General features: G+C 68.5%; 15 protein-coding genes and 1 tRNA gene. 9 read left to right on the forward strand and 7 right to left on the reverse strand.

All coding sequences use genetic code 11. The features are described from left to right. Positions 1 to 47 precede the first annotated feature (47 nt). Complete coding sequence (locus tag AAG565_RS05400; RefSeq protein WP_348818532.1) at positions 48 to 1,445, reverse strand: fatty acid desaturase; 1,398 nt, start codon at positions 1,443 to 1,445, stop codon at positions 48 to 50. 133 nt (positions 1,446 to 1,578) lie between these two features. Here AAG565_RS05400 and AAG565_RS05405 point away from each other — a divergent pair, with 133 nt between their 5' ends. The 4 genes from AAG565_RS05405 to AAG565_RS05420 all read left to right on the forward strand — a co-directional run bounded on the left by AAG565_RS05405 (position 1,579) and on the right by AAG565_RS05420 (position 6,658). Continuing rightward, positions 1,579 to 2,610, forward strand: a complete 1,032-nt coding sequence (locus AAG565_RS05405) for an AraC family transcriptional regulator ligand-binding domain-containing protein (protein ID WP_348818533.1) — start codon at positions 1,579 to 1,581, stop codon at positions 2,608 to 2,610. Between the two features lie 116 nt (positions 2,611 to 2,726). After that, a complete protein-coding gene (locus AAG565_RS05410) occupies positions 2,727 to 6,047 on the forward strand; it encodes a M36 family metallopeptidase (protein ID WP_348818534.1) in 3,321 nt (1,106 codons plus the stop codon). A 99-nt stretch (positions 6,048 to 6,146) separates the two neighbouring features. Further along, a tRNA-Arg gene (locus tag AAG565_RS05415) sits at positions 6,147 to 6,223 on the forward strand. A 150-nt stretch (positions 6,224 to 6,373) separates the two neighbouring features. Then, positions 6,374 to 6,658, forward strand: a complete 285-nt coding sequence (locus tag AAG565_RS05420; RefSeq protein WP_348818535.1) for a hypothetical protein — start codon at positions 6,374 to 6,376, stop codon at positions 6,656 to 6,658. 167 nt (positions 6,659 to 6,825) lie between these two features. Here the strand turns inward: AAG565_RS05420 and AAG565_RS05425 are convergent, their stop codons facing one another. Both AAG565_RS05425 and AAG565_RS05430 read right to left on the reverse strand, forming a co-directional pair. Beyond that, entirely contained in the window at positions 6,826 to 7,866 is a 1,041-nt protein-coding gene (locus tag AAG565_RS05425; RefSeq protein WP_348818536.1) for a nucleotidyltransferase domain-containing protein, read from the reverse strand. A gap of 205 nt (positions 7,867 to 8,071) precedes the next feature. Beyond that, positions 8,072 to 9,691, reverse strand: coding sequence for an Ig-like domain-containing protein (locus AAG565_RS05430; protein ID WP_348818537.1), 1,620 nt, complete (start codon positions 9,689 to 9,691; stop codon positions 8,072 to 8,074). Between the two features lie 153 nt (positions 9,692 to 9,844). On the opposite strand from AAG565_RS05430, the gene AAG565_RS05435 reads away from it, so the two are divergent. The 3 genes from AAG565_RS05435 to AAG565_RS05445 are packed head-to-tail and all read left to right on the forward strand — an operon-like array spanning position 9,845 to position 12,392. Next, the gene (locus AAG565_RS05435; protein WP_348818538.1) at positions 9,845 to 10,651 is read left to right on the forward strand and encodes a uracil-DNA glycosylase; all 807 of its coding nucleotides are present in this window, start codon (positions 9,845 to 9,847) and stop codon (positions 10,649 to 10,651) included. Further along, on the forward strand, positions 10,648 to 11,112 hold the full coding sequence (rimI, locus tag AAG565_RS05440; protein WP_348818539.1) for a ribosomal protein S18-alanine N-acetyltransferase: 465 nt from the start codon (positions 10,648 to 10,650) through the stop codon (positions 11,110 to 11,112). Before AAG565_RS05435 ends, rimI begins: the two co-directional genes overlap by 4 nt. Then, complete coding sequence (locus AAG565_RS05445) at positions 11,109 to 12,392, forward strand: MFS transporter (RefSeq protein ID WP_348818540.1); 1,284 nt, start codon at positions 11,109 to 11,111, stop codon at positions 12,390 to 12,392. The genes rimI and AAG565_RS05445 overlap by 4 nt, the downstream gene beginning before the upstream one ends. Here AAG565_RS05445 and AAG565_RS05450 read toward each other — a convergent pair. Then, positions 12,346 to 12,951: a lysophospholipid acyltransferase family protein gene (locus AAG565_RS05450; protein WP_348818541.1), complete on the reverse strand. Its 606-nt coding sequence runs from the start codon at positions 12,949 to 12,951 to the stop codon at positions 12,346 to 12,348. The genes AAG565_RS05445 and AAG565_RS05450 overlap by 47 nt on opposite strands. 32 nt (positions 12,952 to 12,983) lie before the next feature. Here AAG565_RS05450 and AAG565_RS05455 point away from each other — a divergent pair, with 32 nt between their 5' ends. Then, complete coding sequence (locus tag AAG565_RS05455) at positions 12,984 to 13,781, forward strand: tryptophan 2,3-dioxygenase family protein (protein ID WP_348818542.1); 798 nt, start codon at positions 12,984 to 12,986, stop codon at positions 13,779 to 13,781. Here AAG565_RS05455 and AAG565_RS05460 read toward each other — a convergent pair. Genes AAG565_RS05460 through AAG565_RS05470 form a run of 3 tightly spaced genes read right to left on the reverse strand, consistent with a single transcriptional unit; the run spans position 13,776 to position 17,660 of the window. Next, positions 13,776 to 15,749, reverse strand: coding sequence for a DUF3488 and transglutaminase-like domain-containing protein (locus AAG565_RS05460; RefSeq protein ID WP_348818543.1), 1,974 nt, complete (start codon positions 15,747 to 15,749; stop codon positions 13,776 to 13,778). The genes AAG565_RS05455 and AAG565_RS05460 overlap by 6 nt on opposite strands. Continuing rightward, complete coding sequence (locus AAG565_RS05465; protein ID WP_348818544.1) at positions 15,746 to 16,744, reverse strand: DUF58 domain-containing protein; 999 nt, start codon at positions 16,742 to 16,744, stop codon at positions 15,746 to 15,748. Before AAG565_RS05465 ends, AAG565_RS05460 begins: the two co-directional genes overlap by 4 nt. Positions 16,745 to 16,748: 4 nt before the next feature. Beyond that, positions 16,749 to 17,660: an AAA family ATPase gene (locus tag AAG565_RS05470; protein ID WP_348818545.1), complete on the reverse strand. Its 912-nt coding sequence runs from the start codon at positions 17,658 to 17,660 to the stop codon at positions 16,749 to 16,751. A 204-nt stretch (positions 17,661 to 17,864) separates the two neighbouring features. On the opposite strand from AAG565_RS05470, the gene AAG565_RS05475 reads away from it, so the two are divergent. Then, positions 17,865 to 19,358 carry a DUF3336 domain-containing protein gene (locus AAG565_RS05475; protein ID WP_348818546.1) on the forward strand — a complete coding sequence of 498 codons (1,494 nt, stop codon included), beginning with the start codon at positions 17,865 to 17,867 and terminating at the stop codon, positions 19,356 to 19,358. The last annotated feature ends 1 nt before the right edge of the window (position 19,359 follow it).

Consider the following 19,359-nt stretch of genomic DNA (forward strand, 5'->3'; position numbering starts at 1 on the left):
ATCGGTAGAGGCGGCCCTCGGCCGCCTCTACCGTCCCGGCACGCGGCTCAGTCGAGCTTGCGGAAGTCCACCTTGTCGCGCACCGCGCAGTCGGGACAGGACCAGCCGTCGGGGATCTGCGACCAGCGTGTACCGGGCGCGAAGCCCTCGCGCGGGCAGCCCTGCGCCTCGTCGTAGATGAAGCCGCAGTCGGTGCACTGGTAGCGCGAGGACCGTGCCGCTCCGGCCGCCGGCGTTTTGTCATGGCCGCCCGGGAACGGCTCCGGATGGCCGTCGTCCAGCGGCGCCCGCTGCCAGCGGGCGAGCAGGGCGGCGCGCTTGGGTGGATGCAGATTGGCCTTGGTCAGGTCGCCGTCGTAGTGCTTGGCCACCAGCGGGTCCATCTGCCGGAACCACAGCCACGGAATGTAGGCCGGGATCAGCATCGATGCGTAGCCGGACGGCAGCTGCGGGCTGTCGTCGAAGTGGCGCAGGGCCTGGAAGCGGCGCGTCGGATTGGCGTGGTGATCCGAGTGCCGCTGCAGCTGGTACAGGAACAGGTTGGTCACGATGTGGTTGCTGTTCCAGGAATGGCGCGGCGTGCAGCGCTCGTAGCGGCCGCTGGCCAGCTTCTGCCGCAGCAGGCCGTAATGCTCGATGTAGTTGATCACCTCGAGCAGCGACGCCCCGTAGGCGGCCTGCAGCAGCAGGAACGGCAGCGCCGCCCAGCCCAGCCACAGCGTGATCGCACCGAACAGCACGACGCTCATCGCCCAGGCCTGCAGCACTTCGTTGTCGAGGCTCCAGACGCCCTGCCGATTGCGCGCCAGACGTTCCTTCTCGATCGACCAGGCTGAGCGCACGCTGCCGATCACGGTGCGCGGCAGGAACGCCCAGAAGCTCTCGCCCATCTTCGAGCTCGCCGGGTCGTCCGGGGTCGCCACGTTCTTGTGATGGCCCTTGTTGTGCTCGACGAAGAAGTGGCCATAGGCGACCGGCGCCAGCGTGAACTTGGCCAGCCAGCGGTCGAAGGATTCCTTCTTGTGGCCCAGCTCGTGCGCAGTGTTGATGCCGATGCCGTTGATCGCGCCGACGGTCAGGATCAGCCCGGCGTACTCCCAGACCGCGAGGTTGCCGTGCACGGCGATCCAGGCGCCCAGCAGCGTCACCAGGTACTGCGCCGGCAGGTAGGCATAGACGATGGCGCGGTAGTAGCGATCATTTTCGAGACCGGCGACCGCCGATTCCGGCGGATTGTTGCGATCGACGCCGATCAGCCAGTCGAGCAGGGGAATCAGCACATAGACCAGCAGCGGTCCGGACCAGGCGAATGCGCCGAAGCCGGTGATCTGGTGCAGGCCCAGGCCGATCAGTGCCAGCACCGGCACCAGCGGGCTGAGCAGCCAGAGATAGCGTTTGCCGTCGGTCCAGGCCGATTCGCCATAAGAAAGGGCTTGTGTCGTCATCTTTCGGTCTCCTTGCGCCAATGATGCACCCGCGGTGTCCGCGGCAGCGGGATGGGCGGCATTCTTGAAGGCGGGGTAGACAAACGTCCTGTCATTTCTTGACACGAACCTGTCATTTGTTGACAGTGGAGCGATGCAGGCGACACCCCCGATCGAGGTGCCGGCACGCTACTACGCGCGTGCAGCCGAGGTTCTGCTGCGTGCCGGCATCGATGTCGCGCAGGTGCTCACGGCCGCGCGGATCTCGCCCGAGCGCATCGGCCAGCCGGATGCGAGCCTGCGCCTGGATCAGGTCGAGGCCCTGATCGCCGAGGCCTTCGCGCGGACCGGACGCGCGGATCTGGCGCTCGACGTCGGCCGCGCGCTCAAGCTGAGTTCGCACAGCCTGCTCGGCTTTGGCATGTTGAGCAGCCCGGACGCGGACTACGCGCTGCGGCTCGCCGCGCGCTACTTCAAGCTGATCATGCCGACCTTCCGCATGCGCTACCGCGCCACGCGCGAGCGTGCGGAGATCCTGTTCACGCCCGTCGTGTCGATGAGCCCGCTGTGCCTGCAGTTCCATCTCGAGGCGGTGGCCGCGGCCACCCACTGGGAGCTGCGCGAGCTGCTCGCCGGCCACATGCCCGAATACGACCTGTACCTGTCCATTGCCGAGCCGCCGCACGTGGCGCGCTATGCGGAACTGGCCGGTGCGCGCTGCCATTTCGGCTGGGAGAGCGTGCCCGGCCTGCGCATGCTGTTCGCGACCGATTTCCGAGCGCACGCGCTGGCGCTGTCCGACCCGACCGCCGTGAAGATGGCCGAGACCCGCTGCAATGCGCTGGTGCGCAAGGCGGTCGCCGGCGGCAAGGTTTCCGACTGGGTGCGCATGATGCTGCGCGAATCCGGAGAGGGTCTGCCGTCCCAGGTGGAGCTCGCGCGCACGCTCAATTTGTCGGTGCGCACGCTGGACCGCTATCTGGGGCGCGAAGGGGTGCGCTTCCGCGAACTGGCCAACGAGGTGCGCCACGAGAGGGCGCGGGCCTTGCTCGAAGCCGGTGAACTGGGCGTCACCCAGATCGCCCACGAGCTCGGCTATGCCGATGCCGCGAACTTCGCACGCGCGTTCCGCAAGCGCGCGGGCTTGAGCCCCAGCGAGTACCGCAGACAGCAGCGGCCGCCGTGAGCGCCGCGCTGGGTAGTTCTCCGCGCACCGGGAATTGCCGACAAGGCGTAGGATATTCACCAATCCTTAACACCGTGCCTGCGCTGCCGGCGACAGGCGCACATCGGAGCATGGACATGAACGGCAAGCGGAACGTGTGCCTGGCGGCGGGCGTGGCGCTGTGGGCGCTCTGGGCGGGTCGGGCGCAGGCTTCGGACCCGGCAGCGCAGGATGTCACGGTGCCGGTCACGCCCGGTCAGACCGTGGTCGTCGAGTGGACCGGGACCGCGCTGCCGGGCACGTCGGGCATCGGCACCACCGGCGGTGTCGTCGATGAGCCGGTGCCCTGCATCGACGGCGGTCCGGACGACTCGCATCTGATCAACCTCACCGTCCCGGCCGGCGCCAGCGGCGTCAACGTCTTCGCCGAGTTCCATGTCGAGTGGACGGAAGGCGCGCCGGACCCGAGCGGCACTTTCACCGATCCGGATCTGGTGCTGGCGGTCTATCAGGATGGCGAGCTGCTCGGCTACAGCGACGGCGGCAGCCCGCAGGAGAACGTGGGCCTGACCAACCCGACCGCCGGCGCCTACACGGCGGTGGTGTGCCCGTTCATCGCGTCGCAGCCGACGCCCTATCGCGGCAGGCTGACCTTGACCGCGGCGGCGCCGGCGGCCTGCGTCACCGGCCCGAGCAAGGCGCTGGCGCATGCGACCACGGCGTCCTCGTCCGGTGGCGCGACGGACCCGGAGCTGCCGGGGCTGGTCAACTTCGACAGGTTTCTGCATGACACGGCGGGCCGGGCCTCGCCGGTGCCCGACTATGCGGGCCGTCACCAGCGCACCCTCTACGACCGTGCGCTCGGCAAGCCGAGCTTCCTGTGGGCGCGCAAGGACGCGCCGGTCGCCGCGGTCGGCCCGCTGACCGGGCGCGAGTTGCTGATCGAACACGCCCGCGCCCACCTGCGCAACGAGGCGCGCAGCCTCGGTCTGACCGCGGCGATGATCGACGACGCCGAGGTCATCGACGCGCAGTTCAACGGCAACGGCCCGGCGGTCGTGCGCTTCCGCCAGCGCGTCAACGGCCTGGAGGTGTACTACCGCGCGCTCAACGTGCTGCTCGACCGCAGCTACCGGCCGGTCGCCGTATCCGGTTACTTCGCCACCGGCTACGACCCGGTGGCGGTCGCCGGTCACGGCTTCGCCTTCGATGCGCCGCACGCGATCGCCGCCGCGTGGGCGAATCTCGGCGGCAGCGTGGCGCCGTCGGCCCTGCAGCTGACGGCCGTGAAGAACGCCTACGAGCTGTATTCGATGCCGGTGCTGGCCGGCTCGCACCGCTTCGAGCGCGCGCCGCGCGTGCGCAAGGTCTATTACCCGGCGCAGGACACGCTGCTGCCGGCGTACTACGTCGAGCTGTTCGCACGGGCGCGCGCCAACGACGAACTGATCGCTTACGCCTTCGTCGTGTCCGCGTCCGATCTGGGCATCCTGCACCGCAAGAACCTGCGGTCCGACGCCGCGTTCACCTACCGGGTGTTCGCCGACGACACGGCGCCCTTCCAGCCTTACGACGCGCCGCTGGGCAATGGCTACACGCCGTTCCCCGGCAGCGCGCCCACCGACCCGATCGTGCGCGTCGGTGCCGCGACGCGGCTGGTGACGCTGGAGCACGCCGGCATCGTCACCGGCGACCCCTGGCTCGCCGACGACGCGAGCGAGACCACCGGCAATCACGTCGATGCCTGCCTCGACAACATCGACCTGCCGTCGGTCGGCCTCGCCGTGCCGCCGCCGGTCAACTCCTGCGTGCCGGACCTGGAGCTGCGCGCGCAGACCACATCGACGCGCACGTTCGACTACCCGATCGGCGCCGACGAGGACCCGTCCACCGCCAGCGCGCAAAACGCCGCCGTCGTCAACCTGTTCTACATGAACAACTGGCTGCACGACTGGTGGTACAACCACGGCTTCGACGAGGCCGCGGGCAACGCGCAGACCGACAACTACGGCCGCGGCGGCGCCGACGGCGATCCGATCCTGGCCCAGGGCCAGGACGGCTCCGGCCGCAACAACGCCAACATGGCGACGCCGCGCGACGGCAGCTCGCCGGTGATGCAGCAGTACCTGTTCGACGGCCTGCTGGTCGGCGAGGTGCGGCAGACCGCGCCGGTGGACTCCGGCCCGCTCAAGTTCGCCGCTGCGGCCTTCGGGCCGACCAGCTACGACCTCGACGGCAGCCTGGTCCTGGCGACCGAGGACGAAGGCGTGGCCGCCGCCGACGGCTGCGGCGAGGCGGCGCCCAATCCCGGCCTGCCGCTGCCGCCGCCGTCCGTGCCGGCGATGCCCGACCCGGCGCTGACCGGCAACATCGCGCTGATCCATCGCGGCAACTGCAACTTCACCACCAAGGCGCAGCACGCGCTGGCGTCCGGCGCGGTCGCGATGATCGTCATCAACAACAGCGACGGTGACCCGATCTCGATGGGCAACGGCGACATCCCGGTCAACGCCGGCGCCAGCCCGACCGATCCGATCTACCAGATTCCGGCGGTGATGATCCGCAAGGCCGACGGCGAGGCACTCAAGGCGCAGCTCGCCGCGGGTGCCGCCGTGACCATGCACCTGCAGCGCAATCCCTCGACCGATATCGACGGCACGCTCGACAACCAGATCATCGCGCACGAGTACTTTCACTACGTGCACCATCGCCTGACCGATTCCAGCAATCAGCAGTCCGGCGCGATGAGCGAGGGCTGGGGCGACATCGACGCCTTCATGCTCTCGGCCCGCGCCGACGACCGCCAAGTGGCCGGCAACAACGCCTGGCAGGGCGCCTACGGCCTGGCCTGGTATGTCAGCAACAACTTCTTCTCCGGCATCCGGCGCGCGCCGTATTCCACCGACTTCGCCAAGAACGCATTCACCCTGAAGCACCTCAGCGACGGCGAACCGACACCGGATGGCGGCCCCGGGACCAGCAACTCCGAGGTGCACAACGCCGGCGAGATCTGGGCCAACATGGTCTGGGAGTGCTACGCCGGCCTGCTCAACGATCCGCGTCATTCGTTCGGCGAGGCGCAGCGCCGCATGAAGGACTACATCATCGGCGGCCTGAAGATGACGCCCGCGGATGCGACCTACACCGAGGCGCGCGACGCGGTCCTGTCGGTGGCACTGGCGACCGACTTCGAGGATTACCGGCGCTGCTCGGACGGCTTTGCCAAGCGCGGCAACGGCCTCAACGCCGTCGCGCCGTCACGCTCCAGCACCGACCTCACCGGCGTCCAGGAGGACTTCAGTCCGTTCGTGTGCAAGGCCGGTGGCGGCGGTGGCGGCGGTGGCGGATCGGGCGATGGCGGACGCTTCGGCGGCGCCGCCGGCCCGGCGCTGTTGCTGCCGCTGCTGCTGCTCGGTCTTGCGCGGCGCCGGCTCTGGCCACGGCACCTGCGGCGCTGAGTCCGGACGCTGCATCGAGGATGCCCCGGTTCCGGGGCATCCTCGATCTCTCGCGCCGGTTCAGTCGATGAGCGTGCGGACCGCTACAATCCGCGCCACGCGCCCGTAGCTCAGCTGGATAGAGCATCGGCCTTCTAAGCCGGCGGTCGGGGGTTCGACTCCCTCCGGGCGCGCCACCTGTAACCGCACCAGCTGCAGCTCGAACCGACGCTCCCGGACGAGCGGATGGCGCTGCAGTGGGAGGACGGGAACGACGCCGCGAACCTCTCGTATCTCGTTGAAACTGCTTACAATAATGTCCTGAAAACGTCCCGGAAATCACCCGGTTGCGGTATAATTTCGACCCGCACCAGTTCGAGCCGATCGATGCCAAGGACCAGGAAGCCAAAGACCTCGTCGAGTTCCTCGAAGACTCCCGTCGTGACGGACCGGATGTTCATGTCGTGAGAAGTGGGCCGATCTCCGACGAAGAATGGGCAGAGCGCGTGCAGGCGGCGCAACGGTACAAAGAGCTGTGCTTGTCCAGAGCCTCGCCCAAGGGCAGGGCAGCCGTGGCAGACCGGACGGATGAGGTCTGGTTGAAGGTCATGCCGCCGCTGCTGCGGTTGTAAAGGGCACGCCCCTTGTGGGCATCAGCTACAGCAAGCGCAAGCCCCCGGAGACGGGGGCTTCTGCGTTGTGGGATGTCAATCGGTCCGGTCGAACCGCCCCGCTCTTCGCCGGCCAGCCGAACATGGTCCTCGGCGACGAGACGAAAGCTGAAAACCTCTCGCGATGCCTACCCTAACGTTTCGGCTGCAGCAGCGGCCACTGCGGGATGTACGCGTTGCAGTTGCGCCCAGCCAGCCTTGAGCGAGCGGCGCCATGAGGGGCCGCGCTTCTCGGCTTCTGCACGTGCGTCCGCCAGACTCTCGGGATCATGAGCTGTGCACCAGGCGATGACGGATGCCGCCTGGCCAAGATCCTTCGTGATCTTCGCGCGGAACTTGATGCCCCGGAGGTCGCTGACGATGAGCTTGTGAATGGCGAAACGGGCCGGCGGCGGTACATTGGCCAGAACTGTACGGCCACGGGTATCGAAGAGAACGGCCTGAACCGGCTGCTCGAGGCTGAATTCCATGAACGGCAGCGCCTCGGCCGTGATGTTGAGCGCTTCGATATGGCGCGCCCCCTTGCCACGCTTGCTTAATGTCGTGAGGAAATCGACGCGGAAATCGGGGTCTTTCCTGGAATGGTATGCGGCGCCGAGTCCCTTGCCGATGATGGCCGTCGGCACGAAGCCACTTTCGAACGTCGACAGGGCGTCGTGCAGATCCACTTTCGGCGAAGCAGGAACGGCGATGGAGAGATGCCTCTCTGTCCATCCGAGATCCACGTCGGTGGTCTGGTCGCCGCCGTCCCAACGAACGCCCAGCACGTTCGCGTAAGACAGGAAGGCATGCGTGCCTATGAGCACTCCACCGGCCCTGAAGAAGCCAGCGTCCGCCAAGTGCTTGAGCAGGCTGACCTGCTGCGGCGGCGCCGCGGACCCTCCGAGTGCGAGATACGACCTCACGAGATCCCGCGTGTTGTCCGGCTGCGGCGCTTTGGCCTCCGCGATCAACGTACGCAGGCGCCCGGAATCCGGTCCCACGAAGGATTGCTGAACGCCCGCCCCCGGCAGGCGATACGAGTAGTACCAGTAGGTCCTGCCATCGATGCGCTTGCTGCTGAAACTGCCCGCCAAGGCGGCGGCGGTGCGATGCAGCTCGCGTGCCGTGACCGCATCCAGAAGCTGCGCGTAGCCCGTCTGTGCGGTGGTGGAAAGTTCGACGTACATGGCTGCTGACTGTACAACATGGTCTATGAATGTTGTATAGCCAGGTCGTGTCCCGTGACGTGGTGTAGCGCGTCGAGCTCACGGGCAGCAGCAGGAACGATTCCCAGCGAATCATCCGCTAAGCTCGATCCGTCAATTGGCCACGCCATGCCCCTCGGCGTCCGTTGTCGGATCGCAAGGGGCATGGCGTGTCAGCAGCGGGACCCTACAGCGCCGTGACCGTGATGACGAGCGCCCCGGTGGTCGTGCGGCCGAGCGCATCCTGCGCCGTGTAGGTGACCGTGACACTGCCGGTGTACAGGGCCGCCGGCGTATAGACGACCTGGTTGCCGACGATGGCGACGCTGCCGGCGCCGGGCGGCAGCGCCAGCGTGATCGAAGCGCCGGTCAGCGTCAGCCCGCCACCGGCGGGATCGACGTCATTGGCCAGCACGTTGAAGCTCGCCGGCGTGGGCGCGACGCCCGAGGTGGCGACGCCGACGTCGGGCAGCGCGACGGGCGGCGGCGTGAGGATGGCAGGCGTCACGGTGATGGTGATGACGCCAGTCCCCGTTGCACCGTTGCCGTCGGTGATGCCGTAGCTGAGGGTCTCGATTCCGGCGAAGCCGGGCAGCGGCTGGTAGATGATCGACTGGCCGTCGGCGGCGACCGTGAAACTGCCGGTCTGTCCCGGTGGCAGCGTGGTGATTCCCGCGACCGAGGTGATCTGCAGGCCGGTGCCGCTGACGTCGAGGTCGTTGGCCAGCGCGGTGATGTTGATCGGCGCACTGTCCTGGGCGACGGTGACGACGTCGGCGATGGCGATCGGCGGCAGCGCCAGCGGGGAGACGGTGATGACGATCGGCGCCGTCGAAGTCTGGCCGTTGCCGTCGGTGATCGTGTAGCGCAGCGTGACGACGCCGTTGTAGCCGGCCGCCGGCGTGTAGTTCACGACGGTGCCGTCGGTGTCGAAGCTGTCGGCGGTGGTCGGCGGCAGCGCGGCGACACGCTCGACCGCGGTCACGGTCAGGCCGCTGCTGGTGGTGTCGATGTCGTTGGCGAGCACCGCAATCGCGGCGCTGGCCGAGTCGGTCGCGACCGTCGCGGCGTCGGCGATCGCCACCGGCGGGATGCCGGGGCCCAGTGGCGAGACCAGGATCGCGATCGTGCCGATGGCGCTCTGCCCGCCGCCGCTGGTCACCGTGTACTGCGCCGTCTCGACGCCGAGGAACCCGGATGCGGGCGTGTAGATCACGCGGTCGTTGTCGATGGTGAACGTGCCGGCGCTGCCCGGCGGTACCGTCGCCACGGACGAAACCGCGGTCAGGCTCAGGCCGGTGCCGGTGAGGTCGATGTCGTTGGCCAGCACGTCGAGTTCCACGTCGGTCGCGTCGGGCGCGACGGTGAAGACGTCGGGGGCGGCGATCGGCGGCGCGGTGACCGGCAGCACGGTGATCAGCACGATCGTCGTGGCCGTGGCGCCGTTGGCGTCGGTCACGGTGTACTGCAGTGTCTCGGCGCCGATGAAGCCGGCAGCCGGCGCGTAGCTCAGCGCGTTGTCCACGATCTCGACCGTGCCCGGACTGCCGGGCGGAACGGTGCTGACCTGCGTCACGCTGGACAGCGTCAGTCCGCCGCCGGCGCTGTCGATGTCGTTGGCGATGACGTCGAGGCTCGTCGCCGTGCTGTCGGTCTGCACGGTGTAAACGTCCGGCACGGCCACCGGCGGCACGTTGTTGGGCGGTGGCGTCGGGCTGGCGCCCGATCCCGAGCGGTCGGCCAGACAGCCGGAGAGCAGGCTGGCGATTGCCAGTGCCACCACGGGGAAGAGTCGGGTACGGGTCATGATCGGGTCCGTCCTTTGTTCAAGTCGTTGGCGTGCCAGGGTAGGCCGACACACTGTAGGGCACGCGTCCGTCGAGGGATCCGCCCGTTGCGACGACCGGCAGGGCATCGCCTACCAGCGGCGGCCGGGGGTGTGATTGCCTACAATCGGCCGATGGACGGTCCACGCCGCAGTCACTATCTCAATCTCCTCGGCATCGACACCTACCGGCGCCGCGCCGCCGGTGACGCCGCCGCGCACGCGCCGCAAGCGGTCGCCGCGACCGGCGTGCCGCGCGCCGCTGCGGCGAGGCAGGGCGAACCGGCGCCCGCGTCGGCCGCTGCCGGTGCGCCGGTCGTCGCTGCCGTCGCCGCCGCACCCGGCGCGGCCCGCGTCCAGGCGCCGGCGGACTGGAGCGGCCTGCGCGCCGCCGTGCAGGACTGCCGCGCGTGCAAGCTGTGCGCGACGCGCACGCAGACGGTCTTCGGCGTCGGCCTGCAGAGCGCGCCGCTGATGGTGATCGGCGAAGGCCCCGGTGCGGACGAGGATGCCCAGGGCGAGCCCTTCGTCGGGCGTGCCGGCAAGCTGCTCGACGAGATGCTCGCCAGCATCGGCCGCGCGCGCACGGAAACGCGGCCCGAACACGCCGTGTTCATCGCCAATGTCGTCAAGTGCCGGCCGCCGGGCAACCGCGATCCGGAGAGCGACGAGGTCGAAGCCTGCCGTCCTTACCTCGACCGCCAGATCGAGCTGGTCGAGCCGCGGCTGATCGTCGCGCTCGGCCGCATCGCCGCGCAGCGCCTGCTGTCCACCGACACGCCGCTGTCGAAGCTGCGCGGGCCGCTGTACCACTATGGCGCCGCGCAGACGCCGGTGCTGGTCACCTACCACCCGGCCTACCTGCTGCGCAGCCCGCGCGAGAAAGCCAAGAGCTGGGAGGATCTCAAGCGCGTGCACCGGCTCCTGAGGGCGTCCGCTTGAGCGCCCAGCTGCAGCCGGCCTGGCATCTCGGTCCGATGCAGGCGGCACATCTGCCGCAGGTGCTGGCGATCGAGTCCGCGTCCTACGATTTTCCGTGGAGCGAGGGCATCTTCCGTGACTGCCTGCGCGCCGGTTACAGCGCCTGGGTGGTGACGGATGGGGACGACGCCGTGCTCGCCTACGCGATGATGAGCATGGCGGCCGGCGAGGCGCACATCCTCAACATCTGCGTCGCCGCCGCGCACCGGCGCTGCGGGCTCGCGCAGTTCCTGCTGCGCCATCTGCTCATGGTCGCGCGCGCCGCCGGCGTAGCGCTGCTGCTGCTCGAAGTGCGCAAGTCCAACGCCGCTGCGCAACGGCTGTACGAAGGCTTCGGCTTCGCGCCGATCGGCGAGCGCCGCGGCTACTACCCGGCGCACGGCGGTCGCGAGGACGCGCTCGTCCTGGCCCTGAACCTGTGACACCCCGGCGCCGTTCGCAGATCTCCTGGGCGTTGTACGACTGGGCCAACTCGGCCTTCGCGACGACCGTGCTCGCCGGCTTCTTCCCGATCTTCTTCAACCAGTACTGGGCGCAAGGCGTGGCGCCGCAGACGCAGACGCTCTATCAGGGCCTGACTGCGACGGTTGCGAGTCTGGTCGTCATGCTGCTCGCGCCCTGGCTGGGCGCGATCGCCGACCGACGTGCGGCGAAGAAGGACTTCCTGCTGGCCTTCACGCTGCTCGGCGTGGTTTCGACGGCGGCGCTGTACCTGGTCGGCAAGGGGCAGTGGGGCTGGGCGATCGCGCTGTCGATCGCCGGCCGTATCGGCTTCTTCGGTGGGCTGTCGTTCTACGACGCGCTGCTGGTGCAGGTCGCGCAGCCGCGTGAGATGGACCGCGTCTCGGCGCTGGGCTACGGCCTGGGCTATCTCGGCGGCGGCCTGCTGTTCGCCGTCAACGTGGCGATGGCGCTCGAGCCGGCCTGGTTCGGGCTGGCCGACGCGGCGCTGGCGACGCGCGTGGCCTTCGTCAGCGTGGCGCTGTGGTGGGCGGTGTTCGCGCTGCCGCTGTTCCGCCACGTGCCGGAAGGCGCCGCGCGGAGCGGCAGCACCGGCTGGCGTGAACTGCTGGAGACGCTCAAGCACATCCGCGAGCTGCGCGCGGTGTGGATGTTCCTGCTCGCGTACTGGCTGTACATCGACGGCGTGGACACCATCATCGTCATGGCGGTCGATTTCGGCATGAAGCTGGGTTTTGCCTCGGACAGCCTCATCGTCGCGCTGCTGATGGTGCAGTTCATCGGCTTTCCGGCGGCGATCGCATTCGGCTGGCTGGCCGACCGCATCGGCACGCGCCATGCGATCTATCTGGCGCTGGCGGTCTATGCCGCGGTCACGCTGTGGGCCTACCGGCTCGGCAGCGTCACCGAGTTCTACCTGATGGCGGCGGCGATTGGCTGCGTGCAGGGCGGCATCCAGTCCCTGTCGCGCTCCTACTACGCTCGCCTGATCCCGGCCGAAAAGGCCGGAGAGTTCTTCGGCTTCTACAACATGATGGGCAAGTTCGCCGCGGTGCTCGGACCGACCGTCGTCGGCCTGACTGCCCAGTTCACCGGCAGTCCGCGCCTGGCCATCCTGTCACTGCTGGGGTTCTTCATCGTCGGCGCGCTGCTGCTGGCGCGCGTGCGCGACCCGCTGCAGGCGGCCGGAACTCCTACGGGATCTCCTCGACCGCGAAGTTCTGCGGATGCTTCGCGGTGACGCCGCGATAGAAGTCAAAGACCGGTTTCATGTCCCGGTCCCAGTCGCCGGTGGGCGTGAACACCGGGCCGATGCCGATCTCCTTGCGTGCGTAGTCGATGTAGGCGCTGACCACCGGCACGTCCGCTGCCCGTGCCATGTAGTAGAACCCCCTTTTCCACTGCGCACGATGTGCGCGCGTGCCCTCCGGCGCCAGCGCGATGATCAGCTGCGCGCGTTCCTTGAACGCCTGGGCGGTTTGCTGCACGACGCCACCGGGTGCGCCGCGATCGACCGGCAGTCCGCCGAGCCAACGCAGCAGCGGCCCGAGCGCCGATGCGAACAGGGTGTGTTTGCCGTACCAGTGCAGATCCACTTCCAGCTTCAGCACCGCCGCCATGCCATAGACGAAGTCCCAGTTCGAGGTGTGCGGTGCCGCGATGATCACCATACGTGGGTGATCGGGCAGCCGCACGTCCAGGCGCCAGCCGGCGAGGCGCAGGATCGTGCCCCCGAGCCAGCGCAGGAAGCGGTTGGACCGCCGCGGCACCGACGGGCCGATCGCGATGCGGTCACTCATAATGAGAATTCACTCTCCTCCGGTGCGTCGGCATGGAAACGCTGCCCAAACCACTGACCTACAGTTCTTATCTGCGCATCGACGAGCTGCTGTCGCTGCAATCGCCACGTTCCGATGGTCCCGAGCACGACGAGACGCTGTTCATCATTATCCACCAGGTCTATGAGCTCTGGTTCAAGCAGCTGCTGCACGAACTCGATGCGCTGGAATCCGCACTGGATGCGGGCCGTACGGACGCGGCGCTGGCGACCTTCAAGCGCAAGTTGACGATCCTCAAGACCCTGGTCGCACAGGTGGACATCCTGGAGACGATGACCCCGCTGTCGTTCAACGCCTTCCGCGCACGGCTGGAGGCCGCGAGCGGCTTCCAGTCCGCGCAGTTTCGCGCGCTCGAATTCCGGCTCGGCCACAAGCGCGCCGCCGTGCTCGAACTGCATCCGCCGGGTTCGCCGGGACGCGTGCTGCTCGAACGGGCCTGGTCGGCGCCCACGCTCTACGACCACTTCCTGCGCTATCTGGTCACGCAGGGCAGCACCGTGCCGGCGGCGCTGTTGCGGCGCGACGTGACCGAGGTGTACGTGGGCTCTACAGAGATGCAGTCGCAGCTGGTCGCCATCTACCGGGTGGGTGGCTTCGTCGCGCAGGTCTGCGAGCGGCTGGTCGATCTCGACGAAGGTCTGCAGGAGTGGCGCTATCGGCACGTGCGCATGGTCGAGCGCACCATCGGCGTCAAGCCCGGCACCGGCGGATCGGCCGGCGCGGCTTACCTGCGCGGCACGCTGTTCAAACCGCTGTTTCCGGACCTGTGGGCGATCCGCGCGCAGTTATGATCGGTGTCGCGCGCGCCGTATGAAGGCGCGCACGGCGCGCGCCAGCTCGTCCTGGCGCGCGCGGTCGGGGGCGTGCAGGTAGCGGCTGCGCACATACAGGCGCGCGACCTGTGCGATCTGCTCTGCCCAGTCGGGGCGCAGGGCGCCGATGCGCCGCGCGTAGTCGAGCGGTCCCTCGTCCGGCCGCTGCGCGTGTCCGAGCTGCGCCAGCCGTCGCGTGATCCGCCGCCATTGATGCAGCGCCGGATCGTCGCTGCGGGCCGGCGCGAACTGGCGCAGCGTGAGCAGGCCGAAGATCGCCAGCAGGCCGGTGCCGCCGATCGTCAGCGCGAGAATCATCTGGCGCAGCTCGCCCAGCCCGAAGCGGTTGAGGAACTCCTGCTGCAGCTCCGGACCATAGGCCAGTACCAGGCCGTTCCACTGCGCATTGATCCAGTCCCAGCGCGCCTCGAAATAGAAGCGCAGCCGCGTGCGCGTCGACAGATGCCGGGGCAGGCCCTCGGCCAGGCTGATGACCGCCTCGACGTTGCGTTCGATCCGTTCTGGTGCGATCGCCGCGGTCGGATCGACGCGCGTCCAGCCCTTGCCGGCGAGCCAGACTTCCGACCAGGCGTGCGCGTCCGACTGGCGCACGACGTAGTAGTCGCCGATCTCGTTGAGCTCGCCGCCCTGATAGCCGATGACCACACGCGCCGGGATGCCGGCCGCACGCATCAGGAAGGTGAAGGCGCTCGCGTAGTGTTCGCAGAAGCCGCGACGCGTGACGAACAGGAAGTCGTCCACGCTGTCGCGGCCCAGCCGCGGCGGCCGCAGCGTGTAGATGTAACCCTGTTCGCGGAACATGCGTAGCGCGCTGCGGATCAGGTCTTCGTCGTCGGCGGTATCGGCGCGCAGCCGTTGCGCCAACGCGCGCGTGCGCGGGTTGTAGCCCTCGGGCAGTCGCAGGAAGCGCGCACGCGTGCGCTGCGCCAGGTCCGGCCACAGTCGATAGCGGGGGTATGACGTGAGCTCGTAGCGGCGCCGTTCGGACACCGGCCTGTCGGCGAGGACATGACCTTCGCGGCTGATGAAGCTGTCGGCGGGCAGGCTGCGGGCGTCCGGCATGTCGAGCGCGAACAGCCAGCGCATGCGATTGGCCTCCAGCGTGATCTCGTACTGCACCGGATCGCCGAGCAGCTGCAGGTCGGGCGGCCGGTCGGGCAGGATCTGCGCGAAGCTTTCCTCCCAGCTGCGGCCATCGAAATGGTCCAGCGCGGCACCGCGCCAGTAGCGCGCCGCGGGTGGCGGGGCAGACCCGCGGAAGTGCACGCGAAAGGCGATCTCGTCGGATTCGATCAGGCTGGAGATGTCGCCGGGGCCCATCTTGTCGGTCAGGCCGCTGCGTGCCGCGCCGGCGTCGGCCGGCAGTCCCCACAGCGGTCCCGGGATGCGCGGAAACAGCACGAACATGAGCAGCATCAGCGGCAGTGCCTGCAGCACCATCGCGCCGCCTTTGCGCAGGGTCTGGCGCGGCGGCAGTGCGCCCAGATGCTGGACTTCGATCAGCAGCGCGGTGATCGCGGTGACGCAGGCGAGCAGGTAGGCGACGGTCCAGATTTCCTGCGAGAACAGGAAATGCGTGACGAGCAGGAAGTACATCAGGAAGACCATCACCATCACGTCACGGCGCGCCTTGAACTCGAGGAGCTTGAGTGCGGCCATCGCGCACAGCAGACCGGTTCCGCCGTGGAGGCCGGAAATGCGGCCGAAGCTGGCCATTACGCCGCCGAAGGCCATCAGGGTGATGCCGAGCTTCACCCAGGTCGGCGGCATGCGCCACTGCTTGTACGCCGCCAGTCCGCGCCAGACGACGAGCGCGAGGATCGCGGCGGTTTCCCAGAGCGGCAGACGGATCGCGTGCGGCGACAGCGCGAGCACCAGCACCGCCAGCAGGCGTAACAGAGTCGCCAGCGGCAGATACTCCTTCACGGCGGTGTCCCGTGCAGCGCCAGCGCTTTGAGACAGCGGAAGCGATGCGCGTCACCGCGGCCGGGGGCGATCACGGTGCCCGGCAGGCGCAGTCCGTATGCGCGGCGCCCGGCCTCGGCGTCCAGCACCCAGCGCGTCAGTTGCGACAGGCGCGCCTCGGTGTCGAGATGTCCCAGTGCCGACCAGTCCAGCCACAGTTCCTGTTCGAGCGTGTCGGCGAACTGCTTGACCATCGGCTGCGGCAGCTTGGGAAAGCTCTTCCAGTGGATCGAGCGCGGCGTGTCGCCACGCCGATAGCTGCGCAGACCGGCGAACTCGTCCTGGCCGCTGCGTTCGCTGCTCGCGAGGCCGCCGTGTCCGGCGCCGGACGGCGGAGCATGACCGGCCGCGGCCGGACGGGGGAAAACCAGGCATTGCATGTCCAGCTCGGCCCAGGTCCAGGCGTGGAACAGGCCCAGCGGGTACTCGGTGGACAGACTGAACACCCGTGCCTGCAGCCAGCCGCGCCGCGTCGCCGGCAGCGACAGCAGCAACACGCCCGACGCACGTGCGGCGACGTCCGCCGGCTGGGCCAGCGCCTCTTCCTTGGGCCAGCTCAGGGCCAGCGAATAGCGCGCATGTGCGGCCGGGTTGTCCACACGGATTTCGAAATGCGCCGTTTCCCCGGCGAACACCGGCTCGCAGTGGCCGGTCCGCAGCTGCAGGTGGGCAAGATTGGCGTGCGTGTGGTGCATGCACACCAGGCCGATGCCGGCGAGCAGGAAGGTCAGCATGAAGGCCATGCTGTTCGAGTAGTTCATCGCTCCGAGCAGCATGATCAGCAGCATGAAGGCGAAGAAGTAGCCGAAGCGCGTCGGCAGGATGTACACGCGGTTGCGTGTGATGACGACCGGTCCCGGCTGGCGTCGCACCCGCGCCATGACCCAGGCGTCGATGCGGTCCTGCGCGTAGCGGATCGGGTGCAGCAGGATCTTGAAGATCAGCCAGACGCGCATGTGCTCAGGGGATGGCGACCTGCGCGAGGATCTCCTCGGCACTGGGCGCGCCACCCTCACGCTCGGCCGCCGCCGACAGGCGATGATTGACCACGGGGACGAAGACCGCCTGCACGTCTTCGGGAATCACCCCGCTGCGGCCTTCGATCAGTGCCCAGGCCTGCGCGGCGCGGCGTAGTGCGAGTCCCGCACGCGGCGACAGGCCGGATTTGAGGCCCGGCAGTTCGCGCGTGCGCTGGATCAGCGCCATCAGGTAGTCCACCAGCGCCGGCGCGGTGCGCACCTGCTGCGCCTGCCCCTGCAGCGTGATCAACTCGGCCGGCGTCAGCACCGGCGCCAGCTCCTGCAGCAGGCTGCGCCGCTCGCGCTCCTGCAGCAGCGCGCGCTCGGCCTCCGGCGGCGGGTAGCCCAGCGAGATACGCATCAGGAATCGGTCGAGCTGTGATTCCGGCAACGGGAAGGTGCCGATCTGCTCGGTCGGATTCTGCGTGGCGATGACGAAGAATGGATCCGGCAGGCGGCGCGTCGCGCCCTCGATCGTGACCTGGCGTTCCTCCATCGCTTCGAGCAGCGCCGACTGCGTCTTGGGGCTGGCGCGGTTGACTTCGTCGGCGAGGACCAGCTGCGCGAAGATCGGACCGGGATGGAAGCGGAATCCGCCCTCGCGCGATTCATAGACCGACACGCCGAGGATGTCGGCCGGCAGCAGGTCGGACGTGAACTGTACGCGCTGGAATTCAAGTCCGAGCACCCGGGCCAGCGCCAGTGCGAGCGTGGTCTTGCCGACGCCGGGAATGTCCTCGATCAGCAGGTGGCCGCGCGCGAGCAGGCAGGCCAGCGCGAGGCGCAGCTGCGCCGGCTTGCCGAGGATGATGGATTCGAGGCGTTCCAGCGCATGCTGCAGCGGCGGATTCATGAGTGTGATCGGCGAGGGCGGGACGCAGCAGTGTAGGGGGTAACGCCGGCATCGTGGGCGCCGCGCCGACGTCTGCAACGATCCGGCGGCGGACAGGCGGTCGCCCTGGGCCGACTCCGTGCACGTCCACCGCCGGTTTTCCGGTTGCGGCATCGGTTGTGGCACCGCAACATACGCGTCATCGAAGCAATGGCGGAGGACTGTGTGGATTCCAAACAACGCGAGCTGCGCAAGGCGCTGCACCATGCCACGGACTATGCGTCGTGGCGGGAGGCCGCCGAGGCCCTGGATCACTACGAGGGGCTCGACGAATGGCGGCTCGACGACACCTCGGAGCACTACGACTGGCGGCTGGTGCGGGCGCGCCTGCGCCAGGTGCGTCAGTACCGCCAGGAGATGCAGATCACCAAGCTGGTGCATCACCTGCGTCAGGGACTGCACTGGAATCTGGGCAACACCGGCAATCCGCGGCTGTACGACTACGCGCGGGTCGGCACCAAGAAGCTGATTCACGACTACATCACCGAGATCGCCTCGGCACTCGAATTCCTGCGCGATCTCGACGTCCCGGAGTTCCCGCACGCGGCCAAGCTCAAGTTCTTCACCGAGGTCGCGCAGAGCTACGGCCGCTCCGCGCTGATGCTCTCCGGCGGCGCGACGCTGGGCCTGTTCCATGTCGGCGTGGTCAAGGCGCTGTTCCGCGAGGGGCTGGTGCCGTCGATCATGTCGGGTTCGAGCGCCGGGTCCATCGTCTGCGCGACGGTCGGCACGCGCGGTCCCGACGAGGTCGAGCAGCTGCTCGATCCAGAAGCGGCGTATTACCACTTCTGGCGCATCCTGCCGCTGCGCGACATGCTGCGGAACCGTGCGATCGCCGATCAAGCGCAGCTGCGCAAGGCGATCGCCGCCAACGTGCGCGACCTCACCTTCGAGGAAGCGCACCAACGCTCCGGCCGCGTCATCAACATCACCGTGTCACCGGCCGGCGTGAACCAGCCGCCGCGCCTGCTGAACTACCTGACGTTCCCGTACCTGTATCTGCACGAGGCGGTGCTGGCCTCGTGCGCGGTGCCGGTGCTGTTCCCTCCGGTGATGTTGATGACGCAGGACGAACGCGGCGAGCGCGTGCCCTACATGCCGCTGCTGCGCTGGAACGACGGCTCGCTCAAGTCGGATCTGCCGATCCTGCGCATGCGCCGCCTGCACAACGTCAATCATTTCATCGTCAGCCAGACCAACCCGCACGTGCTGCCGTTCGTGTCGCGGCGTGAGCCCGGCCACGGCGGACCGCTGCACGCGGCGCGCAACTACCTCTACTCGACGGTCAGCGGCCAGGCCAAGAGCCTGATCGACCTGGCGCGCCACAACCTGCCGACCGCGGGCGGCCTGCGCCGCGCGCTGGATCTGTCGTCGTCGGTGCTCGACCAGGAGTACCGCGGCAACATCAACATCCTGCCCGAGGTCAGTCTGTGGCGGTACGCCAACGTCACCGCCAACCCGACGATGGAATCGGTCAAGCGCTTCATGCTCGAAGGTGAGCGCGCGACCTGGCCGCGCATGGAGATGATCCGCAACCAGACGCTGATCAGCCAGACACTCAACGACTGCGTCGAGTGCCTGGAGAAGGGCCCGTGCGCGCGTCCGGCCTCGACGCGCCCGGGCACCAAGCCTGAGCTTCGCGTGGTGCGCGCGCGCTAGA

Origin of the sequence: Fontimonas sp. SYSU GA230001, assembly GCF_040066175.1 — a bacterium.
Taxonomy (GTDB): Bacteria; Pseudomonadota; Gammaproteobacteria; order Nevskiales; family Nevskiaceae; genus Solimonas.